At 44.5% G+C, this 21,613-nt stretch carries 16 protein-coding genes and 1 riboswitch; of the genes, 10 read left to right on the top strand and 6 right to left on the bottom strand.

Going from position 1 to position 21,613, the window contains the following annotated elements:
* Positions 1-81: 81 nt before the first annotated feature.
* Positions 82-365: riboswitch (cobalamin riboswitch) on the top strand.
* Between the two features lie 68 nt (positions 366-433).
* The 5 genes from QME03_RS05990 to QME03_RS05970 all read left to right on the top strand — a co-directional run bounded on the left by QME03_RS05990 (position 434) and on the right by QME03_RS05970 (position 6,399).
* Complete coding sequence (locus QME03_RS05990) at positions 434-2,953, top strand: ribonucleoside-diphosphate reductase subunit alpha (RefSeq protein ID WP_281723783.1); 2,520 nt, start codon at positions 434-436, stop codon at positions 2,951-2,953.
* 42 nt (positions 2,954-2,995) lie between these two features.
* Positions 2,996-4,042, top strand: a complete 1,047-nt coding sequence (locus QME03_RS05985; protein ID WP_025815219.1) for a ribonucleotide-diphosphate reductase subunit beta — start codon at positions 2,996-2,998, stop codon at positions 4,040-4,042.
* Positions 4,043-4,104: 62 nt separating this feature from the next.
* Complete coding sequence (locus QME03_RS05980; RefSeq protein ID WP_281723782.1) at positions 4,105-5,565, top strand: glycoside hydrolase family 27 protein; 1,461 nt, start codon at positions 4,105-4,107, stop codon at positions 5,563-5,565.
* A 209-nt stretch (positions 5,566-5,774) separates the two neighbouring features.
* Positions 5,775-6,125, top strand: coding sequence for a type II toxin-antitoxin system RelE/ParE family toxin (locus tag QME03_RS05975; RefSeq protein WP_273113703.1), 351 nt, complete (start codon positions 5,775-5,777; stop codon positions 6,123-6,125).
* Positions 6,088-6,399 carry a helix-turn-helix domain-containing protein gene (locus QME03_RS05970; protein ID WP_273148816.1) on the top strand — a complete coding sequence of 104 codons (312 nt, stop codon included), beginning with the start codon at positions 6,088-6,090 and terminating at the stop codon, positions 6,397-6,399. The genes QME03_RS05975 and QME03_RS05970 overlap by 38 nt, the downstream gene beginning before the upstream one ends.
* Before the next feature lie 834 nt (positions 6,400-7,233).
* On the opposite strand, the gene QME03_RS05965 is transcribed toward QME03_RS05970, so the two are convergent.
* The 4 genes from QME03_RS05965 to QME03_RS05950 all read right to left on the bottom strand — a co-directional run bounded on the left by QME03_RS05965 (position 7,234) and on the right by QME03_RS05950 (position 10,949).
* Positions 7,234-7,629 carry a hypothetical protein gene (locus tag QME03_RS05965; protein ID WP_281723781.1) on the bottom strand — a complete coding sequence of 132 codons (396 nt, stop codon included), beginning with the start codon at positions 7,627-7,629 and terminating at the stop codon, positions 7,234-7,236.
* A 106-nt stretch (positions 7,630-7,735) separates the two neighbouring features.
* A complete protein-coding gene (locus QME03_RS05960) occupies positions 7,736-8,281 on the bottom strand; it encodes a flavin reductase family protein (RefSeq protein WP_281723780.1) in 546 nt (181 codons plus the stop codon).
* 202 nt (positions 8,282-8,483) lie between these two features.
* Positions 8,484-9,317, bottom strand: coding sequence for a hypothetical protein (locus tag QME03_RS05955; protein ID WP_281723779.1), 834 nt, complete (start codon positions 9,315-9,317; stop codon positions 8,484-8,486).
* Between the two features lie 126 nt (positions 9,318-9,443).
* Positions 9,444-10,949: a glutamine synthetase family protein gene (locus QME03_RS05950; protein ID WP_281723778.1), complete on the bottom strand. Its 1,506-nt coding sequence runs from the start codon at positions 10,947-10,949 to the stop codon at positions 9,444-9,446.
* Positions 10,950-11,206: 257 nt separating this feature from the next.
* On the opposite strand from QME03_RS05950, the gene clpB reads away from it, so the two are divergent.
* From clpB to QME03_RS05925, 5 genes are all read left to right on the top strand, one after another.
* A complete protein-coding gene (clpB, locus tag QME03_RS05945) occupies positions 11,207-13,795 on the top strand; it encodes an ATP-dependent chaperone ClpB (RefSeq protein ID WP_281723777.1) in 2,589 nt (862 codons plus the stop codon).
* A gap of 1,530 nt (positions 13,796-15,325) precedes the next feature.
* On the top strand, positions 15,326-15,922 hold the full coding sequence (locus QME03_RS05940) for a TetR/AcrR family transcriptional regulator (protein ID WP_273116919.1): 597 nt from the start codon (positions 15,326-15,328) through the stop codon (positions 15,920-15,922).
* Positions 15,919-16,407 carry a hypothetical protein gene (locus tag QME03_RS05935; RefSeq protein WP_244912960.1) on the top strand — a complete coding sequence of 163 codons (489 nt, stop codon included), beginning with the start codon at positions 15,919-15,921 and terminating at the stop codon, positions 16,405-16,407. The genes QME03_RS05940 and QME03_RS05935 overlap by 4 nt, the downstream gene beginning before the upstream one ends.
* Positions 16,408-16,520: 113 nt before the next feature.
* Positions 16,521-17,267: a 3-oxoacyl-[acyl-carrier-protein] reductase gene (fabG, locus tag QME03_RS05930; RefSeq protein ID WP_025817738.1), complete on the top strand. Its 747-nt coding sequence runs from the start codon at positions 16,521-16,523 to the stop codon at positions 17,265-17,267.
* Positions 17,268-17,499: 232 nt separating this feature from the next.
* Positions 17,500-18,168: an RluA family pseudouridine synthase gene (locus QME03_RS05925; RefSeq protein ID WP_273149089.1), complete on the top strand. Its 669-nt coding sequence runs from the start codon at positions 17,500-17,502 to the stop codon at positions 18,166-18,168.
* Positions 18,169-18,418: 250 nt separating this feature from the next.
* On the opposite strand, the gene QME03_RS05920 is transcribed toward QME03_RS05925, so the two are convergent.
* Both QME03_RS05920 and QME03_RS05915 read right to left on the bottom strand, forming a co-directional pair.
* Positions 18,419-19,627, bottom strand: coding sequence for an MFS transporter (locus QME03_RS05920; protein WP_281723776.1), 1,209 nt, complete (start codon positions 19,625-19,627; stop codon positions 18,419-18,421).
* 534 nt (positions 19,628-20,161) lie between these two features.
* The gene (locus QME03_RS05915; protein WP_281723775.1) at positions 20,162-20,611 is read right to left on the bottom strand and encodes a lytic transglycosylase domain-containing protein; all 450 of its coding nucleotides are present in this window, start codon (positions 20,609-20,611) and stop codon (positions 20,162-20,164) included.
* Positions 20,612-21,613: the final 1,002 nt, after the last annotated feature.

Raw genomic sequence — 21,613 nt, 5'->3', positions numbered from 1 at the left:
GAAAAGCCTTAACCCCAACCAAAACTCATTTATCACCCTCATAACGGCACATAAATGTTTCGCCCTTTGCAGCAAAATGCTTACCTTTGTAGCAGAATTGGTTTGCCATAGCCACGCGCTAGGCAATTAAAAGGGAACGGGGTGCAATTCCTCGACTGTCCCGCAGCTGTAAGTTTTTTATGGTTTTCTTCCAAAGACGGGCGCTAACAAGCAACTAAACGTGCTGCACAATGCAGTTTTTTTTAAATACGCGCCACAACGTGTGCCACTGTTTCGGAACAACAGCGCCAGGTATGCGCACCGAATCGGGAAGGCGAAGAGAATTAGAACAAAGTCAGAAGACCTGCCCATTCTTAAAAGTGCCGTTTCACTCGTGGGATTAGGGAACGCCACGAAAAGTTTTTTTAAATCAAAAGCAAGTCTAAATCACCTCATGGACATAACCAAGAGAAATGGCTCAACGGCCCCTTTCGATAGGGAAAAGATTGCCACGGCCATCAAAAAAAGTTTTATAAGCACTGGGCGAGCCATCGTTGACGACGAAATTAACGATGTGGCCATCGCTGTTGAGCAAATTATTATCACCAATCCCGCCAAACAAAACGTTGAATGTATTCAAGACGAGGTGGAAAAAAGCCTGATGCAAAGAGGCTTTTACGCCGAGGCTAAAAGCTACATCTTGTTTCGTTGGCAGAGAACCGAACAACGTAAAGCGCTCAACAAGATTGCAAACACCCTACAACAACCCGAAATTGCGCCTGCTTTGAAAGGCATCGCGTCGGATTTCTCGCCCGAACTATACCCCATTTCGGCACTTACAGAGAAGTTTATGGGCTTTGTTAAGGCCGACATGAATGGTCGCGACAAACTCTCGGCACTAATAAAAGCTGCCGTGGAACTTACATCGGCCGAGACTCCCGACTGGGAATTTATTGCTGCACGCCTGCTTTGCTATCGCCTACAACGCGACTTGCAGGCTTTCGAACAGGTGGAAGACCTGCAAAATTTTGCGCAAAAGGTGCGCCATCTAGCCAGTCAAAACCTTTACGGAACATATATTGCCGAGGCTTATAGCGACAGCGAACTACAAGAAGCTGCTTCGTTTATCGACGAAGAACGCAACAAACTGCTCAACTATTCGGGGCTCGACCTCCTTATCAAGCGTTATGTTATCAGGTCGTTTACTCATAAACCTGTTGAGAGTGTTCAGGAAATGTTCCTCGGCATTGCCTTACACCTGGCGATGAACGAGGGCGAAAACCGTCTGCATTGGGTGAAAAAGTTCTACGATATGCTGAGCCGACTGGAAGTGACCATGGCTACGCCCACCCTTGCCAATGCGCGTAAGCCTTTCCATCAGCTCTCAAGCTGCTTCATAGACACAGTGCCCGATAGTCTTGAAGGCATATACCGCAGCATCGACAACTTTGCACAAGTAAGCAAGTTCGGCGGTGGCATGGGACTTTACTTTGGTAAAGTGAGAGCAGCTGGTGGTCGCATACGCGGATTTAAAGGTGCTGCTGGCGGTGTGGTTAGATGGATGAAGCTGGTTAACGACACTGCTGTGGCTGTAGACCAACTAGGTGTTCGCCAAGGCGCTGTGGCCGTTTACTTAGACGTTTGGCACAAAGACTTACCCGAATTTCTACAACTTCGCACCAACAATGGCGACGATAGAATGAAGGCGCACGACATTTTCCCTGCCGTATGTTACCCCGATTTGTTTTGGAAAATGGCCCAACAAGACCTCAATCTAGAGTGGCACATGTTCTGTCCCAACGAGGTTCTCACCACCAAAGGCTATGCGCTGGAAGATTTTTACGGTGCAGCATGGGAAGAAAAATACCACGAATGCGTGGCCGATAAACGCCTTTCGCGTCGCACAATGACCGTGAAAGACGTGATACGCCTGGTGCTTCGCTCGGCCGTTGAAACGGGAACACCCTTCACCTTCAACCGAGATATCGTTAACAGAGCTAACCCCAACGGACATAATGGCATTATCTATTGTTCTAATCTCTGCACTGAGATTGCACAAAACATGCGTCCTATTGAGGAGCTTAGCACCGAAGTGATTACAAAAGAGGGCGACACCGTGGTGGTAAAAACCGTAAGACCAGGCGACTTTGTGGTGTGCAACCTTGCCAGTTTGTCGCTGGGCAACTTGCCTCTAGAAAACGAAGAGTACCTAAACGATGTGGTTGCAACTGTGGTTAGAGCACTAGACAATGTTATCGACCTCAATTTCTATCCCGTGCCTTACGCACAAATAACCAATCATCGATATCGTAGCATCGGACTGGGTGTTAGTGGTTATCACCATGCTTTGGCCATCAGAGGCATTAAATGGGAAAGCGAAGCTCATCTGCAGTTTGTAGACGATGTGTTTGAACGTATCAACCGCGCTGCCATAGAAGCCAGTTCGGCACTCGCAAAAGAAAAAGGGGCCTATGCCTACTTTGAAGGAAGCGACTGGCAAACGGGCGATTACTTCGAAAAACGTGGTTATCTCTCGCCACAATGGCAACAAACGGCTATGCGCGTTAAGGCACAAGGCATGCGCAACGCTTACCTCTTGGCCATCGCTCCTACAAGTAGCACCAGCATTGTGGCCGCTACTACTGCTGGACTCGACCCCGTTATGCAACGCTTTTTCTTGGAAGAGAAGAAAGGGGCTATGCTTCCACGCGTGGCACCTGCACTCTCCGACCGCACCTTTTGGCATTATAAAGGTGCTTATCAAACTGATCAGGCTTGGAGTATGCGCGCTGCTGGCATCCGCCAACGACACATCGACCAAGCACAAAGCGTTAATCTCTACATCACCAACAACTATACCATGCGCCAATTGCTAAATCTCTATCTGCTGGCATGGCAAAGTGGGGTGAAAACCATCTACTATGTGCGTAGCAAATCGCTTGAGGTGGAAGAGTGCGAAAGCTGTGCTTCCTAACCCTACAACATATTATCAACTAGCTAAATAGCATCATTTGTAATGAATAATAAACTAAAAAAGAACGCCTTGTTTAATCCACAGGGCGATACCGACCTGAGATTGAGGCGCATGATTGGCGGAAACACCACCAATCTTAACGACTTTAACAACATGCGATATACGTGGGCGAGCGACTGGTATAGGCAGGCAATGAACAATTTCTGGATTCCTGAAGAGATTAACCTCACGCAAGACACCAAAGATTATCCGCTGTTGCCACCAGCTGAACGTAAGGCTTACGATAAAATTTTGAGCTTTTTGGTGTTTCTAGACTCACTGCAAAGCGCCAACTTGCCCTCACTCACCGAGTTTATCACTGCCAACGAGGTGAATTTATGCTTGCATATCCAGGCTTTCCAAGAGTGCGTTCACAGTCAGAGTTACAGCTATATGCTCGACACAATTTGCTCTCCCGAAGAGCGAAACGATATTCTTTACCAGTGGAAAACCGATGAACACCTGCTGCGACGCAACACTTTCATCGGCGACTGCTACAACGAGTTCTACGCCAATAACGACAAGGCGTCGCTCATGAAAACGCTCATGGCCAACTATATCCTCGAAGGTATCTATTTTTATAGTGGCTTTATGTTCTTCTACAACCTTGCTCGCAATGGCAAAATGTCGGGCTCGGCACAAGAAATTCGCTACATCAACCGCGATGAAAACACGCACCTGTGGCTCTTCCGCAATATTATTCAGGAAATGAAGAAAGAAGAACCCGAATACTTCACGCCCGAAAAAGTGAAGGTGTACGAGGAAATGATGCGCGAAGGGGTGCGACAAGAAATTGCTTGGGGCCAATATGTCATTGGCGATGATGTGCAAGGACTGAACGCACAAATGGTTTACGACTATATTCGCTATCTTGGCAACATGCGTTGGCGCAGTCTTGGTTTCGACAATTTGTTTGAAGACAACGTTGAAGAACCCGAAAACATGCGCTGGGTGGCTCAATATGCCAATGCCAACATGGTGAAAACCGATTTCTTCGAGGCCAAAAGCACAGCATACGCCAAAAGCACTGCTATCGAAGACGACCTATAAAGGCTTCTCACTCGAGCCTTTTCCACCTTTCTATGCACATATATCAATTTTTATATTCGAATATGAAATATCTAATCTCCACGTTTCTTTTACTACTCGTGCCGCTCGTGGCCGCTGCCGAGAGTGGTTTGCATTGCGCTAAAAGCGTTTTCTCGCAACCCAATGTGCGCTTTATGCAAAAAGTAAATTCATCACATGCCAACGCTGTATTAGGAGTAAAAGGACTGCCTGCAGGACTTAAATGGAACGCCCAACGCAATCTCGTGGAAGGTAAGATAAAGAAGCCTGGCACGTATGTTTACACTATCACATGCACCCACAACGGGCTAGTGTGCGAAGAACGCGTTACCCTGAATGTGCAAAACAACCTGCCTTTGCCACTTCCTTTCATGGGTTGGTTGTCGTGGAACTCGGTTGAAGGCGATGTTTCGGAGGTTATTGTTAAAAGTGTGACCGACATGTTTAAAGCTAACGGTCTGTTTGAGGCTGGATGGAACACCATCATGATGGACGATTTGTGGCAAGCACGTCAACGTACAGACGATGGAAAGCCACTACCCGACCCTAAACGATTTCCTAACGGACTACGACCCGTTGCTGATTATGTGCACAGCAAGGGCATGAAATTTGGACTTTACACTGATGCTGCCAACAAAACATGTGCTGGTGCGTTTGGCTCGTATGGCTACGAACTAACTGATGCCGAGCAATATACCCAATGGAATGTGGACATTGTGAAGTGCGACTACTGCCATGCACCCACCGAACGAGATTCTGCCATTGTGCGCTATCGCCGTTTGGGCGATGCTTTCAAAGCTGTTTCGCGTCCTATTACGCTCTATATCTGCGAATGGGGCGACAGAAAACCATGGCTTTGGGGAGCTGAATCGGGCGGTAGCTGCTGGCGTGTGAGTGCTGATGTGCGCGACAGATGGTCCTGCGAACCAGGTGGTACGGGCGTGGTAGAAAGTATTAAAGCAATGAAAGATATTGCTCTGTATTCTGGTGTAAACCGCTTTAACGATGCAGACATGCTTTGTACGGGCCTGCATGGCAAGGGAAAATCCTCGAACGACTTATGTTTTGGCACGCCAGGCATGACGCAAGACGAATATGCCACCCAGTTTGCGCTGTGGTGCATGTGGTCATCGCCCATGGCATTATCCTTTGATCCACGTGCCAACACTGTGACAAAAGAAGACTTGAAGATACTAACCAATCGCAACCTCATCGCTCTTAACCAAGACCGAATGGGGCAACAGGCCGACTTAATATCAGATGCAGACAGTCTTGTGACGTTTGCCAAGGACTTGGAGAATGGTGATGTGGCCCTCTCTGTTACCAACATGGCTAACAAACAACTTGAAGCCACTTTCAACTTCTCGAAAATTCCTGCACTTGATGCCAACAAACGCTATCAATGCCGTGACTTATGGACGGGCGAAAAACTTCACGCCGTTAAGCATAGCTTTACGACAAAGGTTCGTCCGCACGCCACACGGGTGTTTAGGTTGAGCCTGTAACGTGCACAAACTATGTGCCTTTGCCAAACGTTATATAACAAACGCTCTTGCGGAGCATACGCTTGTCGCAACTCATATAAACCTGCTGCCATAGCTAACAAGCTTACCTATTGTAATTAGATTGTTCGCACAAAACAGGAAGGAAATAACGAAAAAGTTTCAATATATTAAAACTTTTCCGTATCTTTGTAGCATTAAATACAATGTCGATGAGAAGAGAAATCGTTGCCTTTGGCAGTTATTATAAAGACTTTATGGCAACGCTGCATGACAAAGAGCGGCGAAAGGTGCTTTATGCCCTCTCACTACTAGAAAGAGAAGACAGACTTCCGATAAAATTCATCAAACACCTATTGAGAGGTTTGTATGAATTAAGAATTAAATACGAGAGCAATATCTACCGTATCTTTTTTATTTTCGACAACAATCGAATTGTTGTATTGTTCAATGGTTTCCAAAAGAAAACTCAGAAAACGCCAAGAACAGAAATAGACAGAGCAATTAAAATAATGGAGGATTACTATGAGTACAAAAGAAAAAATGATAACGAGCATCAGTAAAGAGATAGAGCGCGAGTTTGGCAAACCAGGCACTGCAGAACGCGAAAAATTTGATGAAGAGGCATACGCTTTTTATACAGGACAGCTACTCTTAGATGCGCGAAAAGAGGCAAAAGTAACACAAGCAGAATTGGCTAAACGCATACACGCCAGTAAATCCTACATTTCGCGAGTTGAGAGTGGAGACATTATACCCAGTGCGGCCAAGTTCTATAACATGGTTACTGCGCTAGGCATGCGCATAGAGATTGTTAAGCCCTTAGTAAGGGTTTAATAAGCTGGGCCACTTGTTGACCAACTTGCCCGTTAACTCGTCCGTCTTTGTCTTCTTTTAAGAATAAATTTTAACATTATGAGTGCCTTTTTATCCACAAAACTCCAACCAGGCCGCAAATAATCGATTCTCGCGAAGGTTTGTTTTGATGCAAAAAAGGGGCCAACATGCGATGCGGGCAAAATGAATTTTTATTTAAGATAACCGCCATTTACCCCATCTTAGGGCTATCTGCCGCTAAAAGTACTGCGTTTTGGTGCTAAACGCAATGCAATATGTCGCTAAATGCTGTGCGTTTTGATGCTAAACGCAGTGCATTTTGCTGCTAAACGCAAGGTAAAATGCTGCAAAATGCAGTGTAAAATGCTGCTAAATGCGAGACGAAAAACATAAACATCCACAGCAATTGTATAAACAAAACCTTTTCGAGCCATGAAAAACATGACCCAAAAGTGCAAAACAACCATTAAAAAGTGGGGGGTTAGGGGCTAAATACTGCTTTTTCGGATTGAAAAAACACAATTCGGCAACCAAAATAGAAAGGCTAAATGGTGCAAAATACAGGTAATATGCCAAAAAACGGACAGAAAAAGAAACACGTAAGGCTGCAAATATGCGCTAATAGCCTACACAAAAGCCTTAATTTATGCTAGAAGGGAGCAGCGAACAGAGCGCGTTTTGTAAAATATAAATACTACATTTAACAAAAACAGGTTCATCATAAAAGAACTGAAAGCTGCACGATTATGGTCACTTTGTAGCAAACAGCTTTCTAAACGGCATGCCTTCGTAATATATTCCACAGGCCAAAACTTCTACGAGCCATACCAATGCCTACCGCCAAGTTGTAAAATCCACCTTTATTTGAAACACGAAAGAATAGCTAATGGGCTTTCCACCATACGATGCAGGTTTAAATTGAACGGCATTCAGCATCTTTTTTACGTCTTTCCAAACCCACATGTTGCCCTTAAAACTCTTTTTGTTTACCAGACTTAGCTGTTTAAGTCGGCCCCGCTTGCCTATCGTTGCAGACACAACAAACCGAAAAGACGTACCATCATATAGTATCATGGGCAAGTTTTGGGCGATGTGCTCGCTCAGTTCTTTCTCTATGCCCAGTTCGTTGGTTGAAGAAACAAAGGCATAAGTTTTACCATCGACAACATAACAAGGCCCTTGCACATGCTGGCCATGTACAAAAAGGGGCACTAGCAACATGGCTAACAATGACAAACACTTTATTGCCCACATCCCAAAACGATTTTAGATTTATAGTTGCCTCTAAAAAGCAACTTTGGGTAGCGCTTTTAGGTACTATCTAGTCAGATACGGATTACTTCTTAAAGGGGGCATCCATGCCCACATATTCATCATCTCGCACCAACACTTTCTCTATCTTTCCCACGTACATTGTGTGGAGGTCGCGTTTGGGATAGCTCTCGTCGAGTGTTTCCTGATACACGAAACCACTCTGCTGCAATTCAGCGGCATACAGTTTCTTACAGATAAGCACAAGCTTGGCCTCCTTAAAATATACCGTTTCGTCAGCAAACACTTTGGTAAGTCCTGCCTTGGCTATCTTGTCCTCATCGCGCCCCGACACACTCCCCAGGTAGGCCATTTGCTTTTTAAAGTTGCTATCCATAACGCACAGCGAGAAATACTTTTCCTTATCCACATACGTCTTTGTGTAACGCGATGGGCGCAGATAGATAACTGCCGTGGGGTCGTTGTGTCCCCACAGGCAACCTAAGTGCCCCCAACTAATGGTCATCGTGTTGCACCCGTCCTGTTCATTACCCGCAGACACCAACATCCATTCCTTTCCTAACAGGTTGAAAGGATTAAATTTCATCTCCTTATAATTAATTTCTTTCATCTTATCTATGGTTATGTCGTATTTATTCGCTACAAAATCCGCGCTAAACATGTGGATATGCCTTACGTCACCTTAACAAAACGAGCCATAAGGCTCGCTGGTACGTATCTTTGGCATACAAACCTTATTGAAAAAGACATTGCCCAAACCACACAACGGCTGGCAGACGTGGACAAGAGACTCGTTACTTATACCCCATGCCTTACTGTTTGCCCTGCACAGGCGTGGCATTGATAAAGACATGGCTGAGTGGATAGTACCTAACAAGATACATAGCAGGCGTTCCGCCATTGATAAGTCCTTCTCTAAAACCACGTCCGCGCAAACCTTTGGCGTCGGTTTCTTCCATAAACTGCAGGGCTGAAAAAGCCTTGTCGTTCACCAAAACACCGCGTAGCACTTGGTCTACTGCATCTGTTTCGTACTGCGAGAATTTAAAATAATGATTTTTCGTTAGCCCCCATTTGTCTTTTTCACTACAACTAGCGAAACACATAGTATATTCTCCTGCTCCAACTTTTGGAAAAAACAAATCATATACGCGTTTTGAGCGTGCCACATGATGCTTATACAACACCTCGTTTAAGGTCATAAGCTCAATTTTGGTTCCGCTTTTTAAGTCCTTCACGTAATTAAACACCCCCATGCTGCCAGCAATAAACCCGCCAATCATGATTAGCACTACGAGCATCAGCCCAAGTAAGCCAGCATTTTTGCGCCATTTTCGCTCTTCTTCTTCAAAGTTAGGACTTTTATGTCGTTCCTCGTAGGTGGTTATTCGGTTCATCTTAACACCTACCACGATAATCAACACTACGTAAACAAACAGTAAAGCCGGCGAGGAAGTGGCAATAAGTTGCCACAACAATCCTGTAAAGCCAACGTGTGGAAGTCCCCAATAACTAGCGTACACAATAAGAATTAACTGCAAAACCACCAGTGTGATGTATGTTGTGATACGCACTTTGGCCCACCAATAGCTGCGCTGGCGTGCCTCGCGGCCACCGATTAGAGCACGCATTTTTCTTTTAGACATGAGTTATAAGCGTGAAGTATAAGGCAAAAGCCTAAACAAAAAAAAGCCAGTTCAAGGGCAGGGCGTATTGCCCCACCCTTGTTCTGGTTCTACATTTATGGTATAATTAGTTTCCCTTCGTAAACCTTACCCACAATGGAAGTAGCGTTCAACAAGCTCTTTCAATTCTTCTGGACGATTTTCTACTTCTTTACGCAGATTGCTGTCGTTAAAGTCGCGCAATTGTTTGATAATACCATCAATCATTGCCGTAGAGAATACGCCATAAGCTTCGTACACTTTGCGTTGACGTTCTAGGCAGTCGGCCGATGCCACACAGCTGTCGGGCAATTGTCCTAGGCGGTTAAGCTTATCGGCATTCGCAGCATCGTGAATGTTTACATCCACGTAAGTCTGCTCTGCTATTTCGAGTGCATTGGGCAATTCAAAACCATAACGGCAGCCAACACACAAGCCAGCAAGCAGCTGATAAACGTCGGCCGAACCATCGGGCGAACGCATTTCGAAGGTTTGTTTCATCGAAGTGTCGGGCGTTTCGGCCGGTTGCTGGGGGTTGGCCTTGTGCATCATGTCAACACCGGCAGCCCAACCCAGGGGCACACGTACAAGAACAGAGCGGTTGCGGTCGCCCCAACAAACGTTGGTGGGTGCCTCTTGGTGAGGAACAAGGCGGAAGTAAGCCATGGGGTTCTTGTTACCAAAGGCGGTGATGCTATCTGCAAGCTGCATCAAACCAGCGATAGCCGTGCGAGCAGTGTTGCTTAGCTTACCATTTTCAACCATCACACTCTTGCCATCCTTCATCAAGCGCATGTGTACATGCATACCCGAACCGGCTTTACCCGTGGTGATTTTCGGTGCGAAGGTAACGTTCATGCCCATCTGATAAGCCAAGTTGCGAATAATCCACTTAGCAATCATTAGTTCGTCGGCAGCCTTTTCAACAGGAACGGGCAAAAATTCGATTTCGTTTTGCTCGTAAATTAGGCCGTCTTGACTAAAGTTACCCACTTCAGAGTGTCCGTATTTAATTTGGCCACCAGCCTTGGCAATGTACGACATGCACAGCGTGCGGAAGTCGTTTGTTTTAGCATAAGGCATAGACTCATGATAACCACGCTGATCAACTGCTGGGAACACCTCCTCATCGGGCGTAATAACATAATATTCTAGTTCGCCCATGGCATGAAACTCCATACCCGTAACGTCGCGGAAAGCCTTTGCAGCCTTTGCAAGGGTGTATTCGGGAGAACTTTCAAGGTGATTGCCGTCTTTATCGAAATAAGAAGCCAGCATGCAAAGCGTAGGAATTTCGGCGAACGGATCGACGAAAGCCGATGAGAAACGAGGCAGTACGTAGAGGTCGCTGCTGCCTGCTTGAATGAAAGAGAATAGGCTGGAGCCGTCTACACGCTCGCCACAAGTAAGAATTGTGTCGAGATAAGCCAGATTGTTGATGATGAAATTGAGGGTTTTCAGCTTGCCATCGCCCCCAGGATACATAAAGTTCACCATCTTAATCTCATTTTCTTGAATAAAACGTACAATGTCTTCTTTCGTAAATTCTGAAGACGGTTTCTGCAAGAACGCCACAACTTCGTTGGCATTCATCAAAAGTTCATTGTTTGCCATGTTCGATATCTTTTTAGTTAAAAGGGTTTAACGTTGGTGATTGTTTAAATTGAATACTTTACCTACCGTTTTGTACGGTTGGGACAAAGGTAGGAAAAAAAATCTATGTGACAAATTTTCCGACAATATTTTATGCTTTACATGAAAAATAGTCGCAAAACCGACAAATTGTCACACAAAACATCCTCGGCACACTGTTTGAATAGGATATAGCAGACAATAAGTCAGACAATCATAACAAATTAAACATATTGACAATGAACTTCGACAAATATACTATTAAAGCGCAAGAAACGGTTCAAGAAGCCGTTAACATTGCACAACGAGCCGGACAACAGAGCATCGAACCTGTGCATCTGCTCAAGGCTTTATTAGAAAAAGCTCCCGATGTAACCAATTACATCTTCCAAAAACTTGGCGTTAACGCCATGCAGGTAACCTCGCTGGCCAATTCGGAGGCCGAACATCTGCCTCGCGTTGAGGGCGGTAAGCCCTATCTTAGTAACGAGGCCAACAGCGTTTTGTTGAAGGCCGAAGAGCTTTCAAAGGGGCTTGGCGACGAGTTTGTCTCGGTTGAACCACTCTTCCTCGCTTTATTGGCCGTTAATTCGTCGGCGGCTCGCATTCTGAAAGATGCTGGATGCACCGAAAAAGACGCGCGCGCTGCCATCGAAGCCCTTAGGCAAGGACAGCAAGTGAAATCGCAATCGGGCGACGAAAACTATCAGTCGCTGGAGAAATATGCCAAAAATCTGGTGGAAGATGCACGCAACGGAAAGCTCGACCCTGTTATCGGACGAGACGACGAGATACGTCGCGTGTTGCAAATCCTTTCGCGCCGCACCAAAAACAACCCCATTTTGATAGGCGAACCCGGTACGGGTAAGACGGCCATCGTTGAGGGTTTGGCCGAACGTATTGTGCGCGGAGATGTGCCCGAGAACCTTAAAGACAAGCAACTCTATTCGCTTGACATGGGTGCACTGGTTGCTGGGGCCAAATATAAGGGGGAATTTGAGGAACGACTAAAAAGCGTTATCAAGGAGGTGACCACCGCCGACGGGCAGATTATTCTCTTTATCGACGAAATTCACACGCTCGTTGGAGCCGGAGGAGGCGAAGGCGCAATGGATGCGGCCAACATCTTGAAGCCTGCTTTGGCGCGTGGCGAACTTAGAGCAATTGGGGCCACAACCCTAAACGAGTATCAAAAGTACTTCGAAAAAGATAAAGCGCTGGAGCGCCGCTTCCAAACGGTGATGGTAAACGAACCCGATGAGGTTAGCGCCATTTCTATTTTGCGCGGTATTAAGGAGCGTTACGAAAACCATCATAAGGTGCGCATACAGGACGATGCTTGTATTGCCGCCGTACAACTGTCTGAACGCTACATCTCCGACCGCTTTTTGCCCGATAAAGCCATCGACTTGATGGACGAGGCGGCCGCAAAATTGCGAATGGAACGCGACTCGGTGCCTGAAGAGTTGGACGAAATTACGCGCCGACTAATGCAATTGGAGATTGAACGCGAAGCCATTAAGCGCGAAAACGATGAACCGAAAATGGCTCAACTGGATAAGGACATTGCCGAACTGCGCGAACAAGAAAAGGCGTTCAGGGCCAAATGGGAAAGCGAAAGGGAACTGGTAAACAAAATTCAGCAAGACAAACTGGAGATTGAACGCCTGAACCACGAGGCTGATAGAGCCGAACGCGAGGGTAACTATGAACGTGTAGCCGAAATTAGGTATGGTAAGCTGAAGGAGCTTGACAATGATATACAAAGCATTAAAATGCAACTGCAGGCTGCACAGGGCGGTGAAGGCATGGTGCGCGAGGAGGTTACGGCCGACGACATTGCAGAAGTGGTGAGTCGCTGGACGGGTATTCCCGTAACACGAATGCTGCAAAGCGAACGCGAAAAGCTGTTGCACCTCGAAGAAGAGCTGCATCGACGCGTTATTGCGCAAGAGGAAGCTATCGCCGCTGTTAGCGATGCCGTGCGCAGAAGTCGGGCCGGACTGCAAGACCCCAAGCGTCCCATTGCCTCGTTTATCTTCCTTGGTACAACGGGTGTGGGCAAAACGGAGTTGGCGAAGGCCTTGGCCGAATACCTATTTAACGACGAATCGATGATGACACGTATCGACATGAGCGAGTATCAAGAAAAGTTCAGCGTGTCTAGGCTCATCGGTGCACCTCCGGGATATGTGGGTTACGACGAGGGCGGACAGCTTACCGAGGCCGTAAGACGTAAGCCTTACAGCGTGGTTCTTTTCGACGAGATTGAAAAAGCACACCCCGATGTATTCAATATTCTGCTACAAGTGCTAGACGATGGTAGGCTAACCGACAACAAGGGGCGCACGGTGAACTTCAAAAACACCATCATCATCATGACCTCAAACCTTGGTTCGCAGTACATCCAGCAACAGTGCGCCAACCTCAGCGAGGGCAATCGCGACGAGGTTTTAGACGAAACGCGCCAAAAAGTAATGGACATGCTGAAACAAACCATACGCCCAGAGTTTCTCAATCGTATCGACGAAACCATCATGTTCTTGCCACTCACCAAGAAAGAAATTGCCGAAGTGGTTCGATTGCAGATGCGTTCGGTTCACCGAATGCTTACCGAGCAGGGCTTTAAGATAGACGTTAGCGACGAGGCCATCGACCTTTTGGCCGACCTTGGCTACGACCCAGAGTTTGGGGCACGACCTGTTAAGCGCGCCATCCAACGCTATGTGCTTAACGACCTCAGCAAGAAAATACTATCCGACGAGGTTAGTCGCGACAAACCCATCCTCATCGACGCCCTTGATGGCAAGCTGGTGTTCAGGAACTAAAATGGAAATAAACGTGGAATGATGGCCTACAACGAATCAAGCACCTGTTTGTAGACGCTTCACACAATAAATACGCTTTTAAAAAGGCAGGCACAAGCAACTGGGAAACCAGTCTTGTGCCTGCTTTTTTTTGTTAGAAGTATTCCTAAAAACAGCATACAACCGCTCCAATGCATCAGAATAAAGAAACATTCTTAAGATTCACAATGAAGTCGTTTTGACTTTTAGTATTTCTACAAAGTGAGCGGAGTGCAGGGCAAGTCAACTCACTGGCTTGCAAACTCGCTAAAACCCAACACCTACCAAAGGCATAAACTGACCAACTTACTAACTCGCAAACTCATCAACTCACAAGTTCATCAACTAACAAACTCATCAAACCAAAATCTTAAATTATTATCTTTTATTTTACAATATAGCTCTAATTTTCGTTTCATTCTAGCGAAAATGTAGGCCATAAAGTAGGTAAATCACCCCTATTTTGGGCTTTTCTCGTTGTTTGTTTTGCCTGTTTTTAAGAGCAAAACCTGCATTTTGCACCATTTTGCCTTTCTATTTGGGTTGCTGGCTCGTCTTTTTTAAAGCCCAACAACCTGCTTTTAGCCCCTAAAAACCCACTTTTTAACGACTATTTCACCCTTTTCGGCCATGTTTTTCATGGTTCTAAAAGGTTTAATTTATACCATTGCAGCGGATATTTATGCTTTTCGACTCGCAATTAGCACCAATTCACCTTGCATTTTGCACCAAAACGTATTGCATTTAGCGGCAAAACGCACTGCATTTAGCACCAAAACGCACTGCGTTTAGCGGCATATTGCACCGCGTTTAGCACCAAAACGCACTTCATTTTGCTGCAAATCGCCCCAAAACGGGTATTAGTGGCGGTCGTTTTAAATAAAAATTCATTTTGTCTGCATACACGACTGCCCCCTTTTGGCACCAAAACAAACCTTCGCGAGAATCGATTTTTTGCGGCAAGGTGAACGATTGGTGGAAAAAAAGGCACTCACAATGTTAAAATTATTACTAAAAGTTAGACAAAACGATTATACTTCATACACGCGCGAGTAGGCAACGGCACAGAGAACACGTGCGCTTGCCACCACCAGTGCGAGCGATTGCAGGGCATGCTGCCCACGGCCAACGGAGGCAACATCATGAAAAACGCAGAAGTAATACGCCATTGACAGCTAGTTTTCAACTTGTGTAGAATGTATTGAATGACTTATGACAGGAAACTTTTTAAGGCTTAACCACGTTTTGCCACAGACAAATGGAACTGACTCTCAGATTTTATCGTGTCTTTGTCCTGCACTCAGTATATGAGAGGAGTGTTTATCTTGGTTTTACTGCACAAAGATAATATACTCTTCTCAATTTACAGAAATACCAAAAGCAAGGCGGCCTCTCTCTAAAAAACTAACCAATAATTTGTTTATCCAACAAAAAAACGATAAATTTGCACAGTAACAAGGTTGTGTGCAATAACGCCCAACCAGCATTTAAATTAGAGAAAGGAGAAAGAAAATGTCCATTTCTAAAACTAGACAAAAGCTTGTGGACGTGGCGCGCCAACTTTTCGCACGAAACGGCGTGGCTAACACCACAATGAACGATATTGCCGTGGCTTCTGGAAAAGGCCGACGCACACTCTACACCTATTTTAATAGGAAAGAAGACGTGTACTATGCCGTGATAGAAGCCGAACTGGAACGACTATCGGACAAGCTAGACGAGGTGGCCGCAAAAAAAATAAGTCCGCAAGACAAGATTATCGAGCTGATATACACTCACCTGAGCATGATTAAAGAAACGGTGGTGCGAAATGGTAACCTTCGTGCTGAGTTCTTTAGAAACATCTGGACAGTGGAGAAAATGCGAAAAAACTTCGACGAAGACGAAATTGAACTATTTAGAAAGGTGTATGCCGAGGGCAAAGCGGATGGCGAATTCGATATCGATAACGTTGAACTGGTGGCCAACATCACACACTATTGTATTAAAGGACTTGAAGTGCCATTTATCTACGGCCGACTGGGACACGGACTAACCGAAGAGACTAGCAAACCGCTCGTGGCTAAAGTGGTATATGGTGCTTTGGGCAAACGCATCAATAAATTATGAGTAGATTTGTTATATTTCTGCTTGCTGTTTGGGCTTTGATGGCTTGCACTACACAAAACACAAAAACACAAATGCCCACTAACGACTCAGTGGCTGCGCAAATGACTTCCACAAAGGCCAACACGCCAATTGACTCTACCCCCACGATGCAGCCACAACTCCCCGACACAAGCACCATCTACTCGGAAGAGGATGGCGGTATGACCCAAATTGAAAACAAGCTTTTTACCAACACAACGTTAAAAGCACTCTACCAGCTAACGCTAAAACTAGGCGATATCGACAATGCCGAACTGCTGTTGCCACAATTGCCCAACAAAAGCCAAGAGGTGGAAGTGAACGTAAATGGATTGATTAGTATCAACTACACAATTACACCTGGAAAGGCTACGATTGAAATGGAGTATGAAGGTGGGGTTACAACGCTTATTCTACAACAACGAGATACTGGCGTAAACCGAACCATCATACACAGCGCAGACTAAGCCAACGAACATCTAACACTTGGGGTGCGCAAACATTCGTTTTGATATATCAAACTAAGTTTGTACCTTTGCCAAACGTAATAAACGTATTTTCTAACATAAATAAAAATAAAATGGGATTATTAACAGGTAAAACCGCCCTTGTTACAGGAGCTGCCCGTGGCATTGGCAAAGCCATAGCATTAAAGTTTGCACAAGAAGGTGCTAACATCGCATTCACCGACTTGGTTATCGACGAAAACGGCAAAGCCACTGAGGCCGAAATTGCTGCGCTCGGCGTTAAAGCTAAAGGATATGCAAGCAATGCCGCCGACTTTGCTCAAAGCGAAGAGGTGGTGAAACTGGTAAAAGAAGATTTTGGCTCGGTTGACATCCTCGTAAACAATGCTGGTATCACCAAAGATGGACTGATGCTGCGCATGACCGAACAACAATGGGATGCCGTAATCGGTGTTAATCTCAAAAGCGCCTTCAACTTTATTCACGCTGCCATTCCAGTAATGATGCGCCAACGTGGAGGCTCTATCATCAACATGGCTTCGGTTGTGGGCGTTCATGGCAATGCAGGACAAGCCAATTACGCTGCTTCTAAGGCTGGAATGATTGCTCTTGCTAAATCGGTTGCGCAAGAAATGGGTCCTAAAGGCATTCGCGCTAACGCCATCGCTCCTGGCTTTATCGATACGGCTATGACGCAAGAACTTTCTGATGAGGTGCGTAAAGAATGGATGAACCAAATTCCTTTGCGACGTGGCGGTACCGTTGAAGACGTGGCCAACTGCGCGCTTTACCTCGCTTCAGACCTCTCTAGCTATGTTAGCGGACAGGTTATCCAGGTGGATGGCGGTATGAACACATAACATTTTCTACGCATAAGTTTGGCGAAAGGGTTGTTTGGCTCTTTCGCCAAACAACCCTTTAATTCCCTTTACGCCTTTCATTGGGCAACGAGAACTAAGAGAGCGAACTCCATCTGATTTTCTCCTAATACCAAAGGTTTCGATATGCTAAACAAGAATGCGAGATTGGCTGAAGCCTTGGTTACTTGTGAACTTGTGAACTCGGCAATTTAAAATTACACCTCTTGATATCATGACTCCTGTTTACGAAGACAACCACATTATTATCGTTTCTAAACTCAGTGGCGAGATTGTGCAAAGCGACAAAACGGGCGATGTGCCACTGGTGGAAATCGTTAAAAAATATCTCAAAGAAAAATACGCTAAACCCGGTAATGTGTTTCTTGGAGTGGTGCACCGACTGGATAGACCGGTGTGGGGACTCGTTGCTTTTGCCAAAACAAGCAAGGCTCTAAGTAGGATGAACGCACTGTTTAGAACGGGAGACGTGCAAAAAACCTATTGGGCCATCGTACAGTCGTACCCTGAAAACGAAGAAGGCGAACTGGTGCACTGGCTCACACGCAACGAAAAACAAAATAAAAGCTATGCCCACGACCACGAGGTGCCTGGCGCAAAGAAGGCTATCCTTAATTATAAAGTTATTGGCCGATCTGATAACTACACGCTCTTAGAAGTGCAACTCATGACGGGAAGGCATCATCAAATTCGTTGTCAACTAGCTGCTATGGGCTGTACCATCAAGGGCGACTTAAAATATGGGGCGAAAAGAAGTAATCCCGATGGTAGCATCTCGCTACTTTCACGAAAGATTTCGTTTGTTCATCCTGTATCGAAAGAAACGATTTGCGTTGAAGCTCCCCTACCCGATGATAATCTTTGGCACGCCTTTGGTATGTAAAAAGGTTAAAACAACTAAGATAAAAACTAACGAGCCGACAAGCTTAAGGTTAAATCCTTTTCTGCTTGTCGGCTCGTTTTGTATTGGTTAGTTGAGGTTATGTTGTACTAATTCATCTGCTAGCCTATTCGTTTGTGCGTTATGTATTGAAGACAAATCAACTTGTCAACTCTTTTAACTTGCTAACTGGTCAACACAACTAACCTTCTCTCACCTTCCCCCGTAGAGATTGGGGATGATGCCTGTGTTTTTATCTCAGCTTATGGCCTTTAAACGCGAAGAATGCAATGTAAAGGAAGCAAGGAAGGCAAATCCAGTAAGCATTTTGTGGACCGAAATGGTCTTTAAACACTCCATACAGCAGGGTAACTGCAGCTCCACCAATCAAACCCATGGTGAGAACAGACGAACCCGACTTGGTGAACTTACCCAAATCTTGCATCGACAAGGGCCAGAATGCGGGCCACATAAGCGAACAACCCACGGCAATAATTCCAATGCTAAACACACTGAGTTTGCCGGGAAGCAGCACAACGCAGAGAGTTCCCACAATGGCTATCCCAGTACAAATCTGTAAAGCGCGTGTCTGAGACAGGTATTTGGGAATAAGAATTATACCCGCAACATAACCCACGCTGATGCAAAGAGGTGTAATCCACGAATAATTGTTTGCATTATCTAAGCCTAAGGCCTTGGCATAGTCGATAAGAGTGGCCAAAGAGATGGTTTCTGCACCCACATAGAAGAATATGGCTAACGCACCGAGCATCAAGTGGGGGAATTGGAAAATAGATGTTTTGCTGTTGGCATATTGCGACACCTGTGCGTCTTCTGCACTTGTAGATTCCTCGCCCTCGTCTTCGCCGGCCGCTTTCACCTCGGGAAGCGGTGCCATCAACGACAAAACGCCTAAACCAAGGAACATGGCAATGATGATATAAAAGGGCTTATCTAACTGAGTAATGGTGAAATGCTCGCCTGCTACCAACGTGATAAACAAAGGAGAAACGGGCCATGCCAGCTTGTTGCATATACCCATGATACTGATTCGTTTAGCAGCGCTGTCTATCGGACCGAGTATGGTGATGTATGGATTGATGGCTGTTTGCAGAAATGCATTGGCCGTACCACAACAAAATGAGGCTACAAGGAAAAGAACGAAACTCTCTTGTTTTGCCGAGAAAATGAGGATGCCAAAAGAAATGGCAAACATCAAAAAGGCTACAGCTATCGTACGCTTATAACCAATGAGTTTTACTAATTGACCTGCGGGATAACCGAAAATCAGAAAGGGAATGAACGTAGCGCCAATTAGCAGATAGGCTCCGGCAGATGGTACGCTTAACGACTCCTGAAGCACGGGCACCAATAGTGAATTGATGCCTAACGCAAAGCCACATGAGAAGAACAACAGGCCTAAAAACGTGATAGGCACTAAATAATTTTTGTTTTCTGACATAATGTTGGTTTATTTAATTGATTATTTATCGTAACAATTGGCCAGTTAAATACATCTCGCGATAAAGTTTACCTGCACTTTTATGTTGCATGCTGATCGTTTGTCTTTTGCGCCATCCATCTTTTGATGGACCAAGCCTTTACAATTTCACAGCTCTGGCAAATAAAAGGGTCATTGGAACACAACCTAACAAACAGCTATGCTTGGTATTTATAGCTAGATTCACCACGGCGCTATTTGTTTAAGCAAAGTTACGACAATTGGAAGATACGACCAAAAGATACGAAGAAAATAATTTAAGCTGAATGAAAAAATATTCTATTTTTAATTGCACTATGCATAACCCATTACGTTATGGTGGCTTACAATAATAGAAACCCAAGGTGAAGACGTGACAGTATGAACTGTTTTCAATTGCTTATGTAGTTGGAATTATGCAGAAGAAGTAAATACAAATATCATAAAATGGAAAAAAGGAACGAACAAATGATATTGTTCATTCCTTTTTATAGTTTATAAACTGAATACCACTAATTATGTGGTTTTGTTCATCAGTCTTGTCACTTTTTCATAATAGCGTTGCGTCCCCTTTTTGCAATACTTCAAGCCTCCGTTCCAAGCGCGTATTGCACGTTCAACGTTATTTTTTGGGTTATGACGCTTCTGGATAAGAAGGAATATCTCCTTCGATTTCTCAACGCTAAAGCGATCTTTTAGAGTGTAGGCTTTCTTTATATTCAATTGCTTGAGATACAAATTAACCTCCTTAACGCATATCGGTGTTATTTGCATGGGTCCAACAGACTTACCACTTTTAGCGAATCTGTTACCACCACTTTCCACCTGAATAATTGCTTCCATAACAGGTTCCCAGCTGAAATTGCTGTTCGCCACGTTATCCTCATTCTTAGTTGCATGGGCAAAGCCCGGCAATAAACTTAAAATTGTAAAACATAAAAATACAATTCTCTTTGATCTCTCCATAATTTAATATTTATGGGACCTGAGCATATTGACCATATCCTAATAGAACATTTTACGCCCGTGACTATTACTTTATGAGAAATAAGTTAAGTTAATAATCTCAGTCCCGTTAGATACCTTATCGAATAAGCTCTTCCGAAACAAGGGGAAGGGTCTATCCTTATTCTTATCGTATGCAAAGTTAAGAAATAAAACCGAAACAACCAAACATTTAGACTATAAAAAGGTAGGATTTGCGGATTCTCAATCTATTGTAAAGCAATAAGTTAGGTGAAATAGGAAAGAAAAAAGGATAAGCCGACCAAATACATAAACTTTAAACTTAATGTAATAAAAACCTAAACATGAAAAGTATATTTTTCTTTGATTTTGGTTTATTTATTAATAGGCTAGCCATCGTTTGGATTGAAATACTGCATTTTGCTACTACGCAAAATAGAATGGCATAGACAAAGAATGAATTCTGATTGAACTCATAACGCTATTCTTACTTACATTGATTGCTTTTGTAAATTGATCGCATGCATCGCACAACTGAAAACATTAAATACACCCGAAAACGAAATTGTTTTATAAAACATAATTGCTGATGAGTAAATGTAATGGTAAAAAATTAATTCGCAGAAATGTTAGCATGAACAAACAGTTAACCTTAACATGAACCTGTACACTTAGAAGTCTTTACTCAAGAAGTTAAAACTTCATTTACTCATTAACCCATAAACGCATAAACGCTTGAACGCACAAATACATGTACTAATAACGCATCAATCCATAACCGCTTGAGTGAACAAACGAAAGTACTAATGCCCAATCAACCCTTACACGCTTAAGTGGGCAAAGAATATAATAACAACCCATGAACCCTTAAACGATTGAGTATACAAAAGCATGTACTAATAACGCAAGAACTTGTTTATGAACCAATAAAGTCATGAACTCACAACTTATAAACTTACAAACTTATGAACCAATAAACTCATGAACTCACAACTTATAAAC

It is taken from the genome of Hoylesella shahii, from assembly GCF_937990675.1.
Lineage (GTDB): Bacteria > Bacteroidota > Bacteroidia > Bacteroidales > Bacteroidaceae > Prevotella > Prevotella shahii.
The sequence above is the reverse complement of the archived record's forward strand: the minus strand, read 5'-3'. Positions and strand labels throughout refer to the sequence as shown.

What these genes read in the sequence shown, in the direction of transcription:
- QME03_RS05975 (WP_273113703.1), top strand. Translation starts at nt 5,775, where the DNA reads ATGAGAAGAGAAATCGTTGCCTTTGGCAGTTATTATAAAGACTTTATG.
- QME03_RS05915 (WP_281723775.1), bottom strand. Translation starts at nt 20,611, where the DNA reads ATGGAGAGATCAAAGAGAATTGTATTTTTATGTTTTACAATTTTAAGT.
- QME03_RS05980 (WP_281723782.1), top strand. Translation starts at nt 4,105, where the DNA reads ATGAAATATCTAATCTCCACGTTTCTTTTACTACTCGTGCCGCTCGTG.
- QME03_RS05950 (WP_281723778.1), bottom strand. Translation starts at nt 10,949, where the DNA reads ATGGCAAACAATGAACTTTTGATGAATGCCAACGAAGTTGTGGCGTTC.
- clpB (WP_281723777.1), top strand. Translation starts at nt 11,207, where the DNA reads ATGAACTTCGACAAATATACTATTAAAGCGCAAGAAACGGTTCAAGAA.
- QME03_RS05990 (WP_281723783.1), top strand. Translation starts at nt 434, where the DNA reads ATGGACATAACCAAGAGAAATGGCTCAACGGCCCCTTTCGATAGGGAA.
- QME03_RS05970 (WP_273148816.1), top strand. Translation starts at nt 6,088, where the DNA reads ATGAGTACAAAAGAAAAAATGATAACGAGCATCAGTAAAGAGATAGAG.
- QME03_RS05985 (WP_025815219.1), top strand. Translation starts at nt 2,996, where the DNA reads ATGAATAATAAACTAAAAAAGAACGCCTTGTTTAATCCACAGGGCGAT.
- QME03_RS05960 (WP_281723780.1), bottom strand. Translation starts at nt 8,281, where the DNA reads ATGAAAGAAATTAATTATAAGGAGATGAAATTTAATCCTTTCAACCTG.
- QME03_RS05920 (WP_281723776.1), bottom strand. Translation starts at nt 19,627, where the DNA reads ATGTCAGAAAACAAAAATTATTTAGTGCCTATCACGTTTTTAGGCCTG.
- QME03_RS05940 (WP_273116919.1), top strand. Translation starts at nt 15,326, where the DNA reads ATGTCCATTTCTAAAACTAGACAAAAGCTTGTGGACGTGGCGCGCCAA.
- QME03_RS05955 (WP_281723779.1), bottom strand. Translation starts at nt 9,317, where the DNA reads ATGTCTAAAAGAAAAATGCGTGCTCTAATCGGTGGCCGCGAGGCACGC.
- fabG (WP_025817738.1), top strand. Translation starts at nt 16,521, where the DNA reads ATGGGATTATTAACAGGTAAAACCGCCCTTGTTACAGGAGCTGCCCGT.
- QME03_RS05925 (WP_273149089.1), top strand. Translation starts at nt 17,500, where the DNA reads ATGACTCCTGTTTACGAAGACAACCACATTATTATCGTTTCTAAACTC.
- QME03_RS05935 (WP_244912960.1), top strand. Translation starts at nt 15,919, where the DNA reads ATGAGTAGATTTGTTATATTTCTGCTTGCTGTTTGGGCTTTGATGGCT.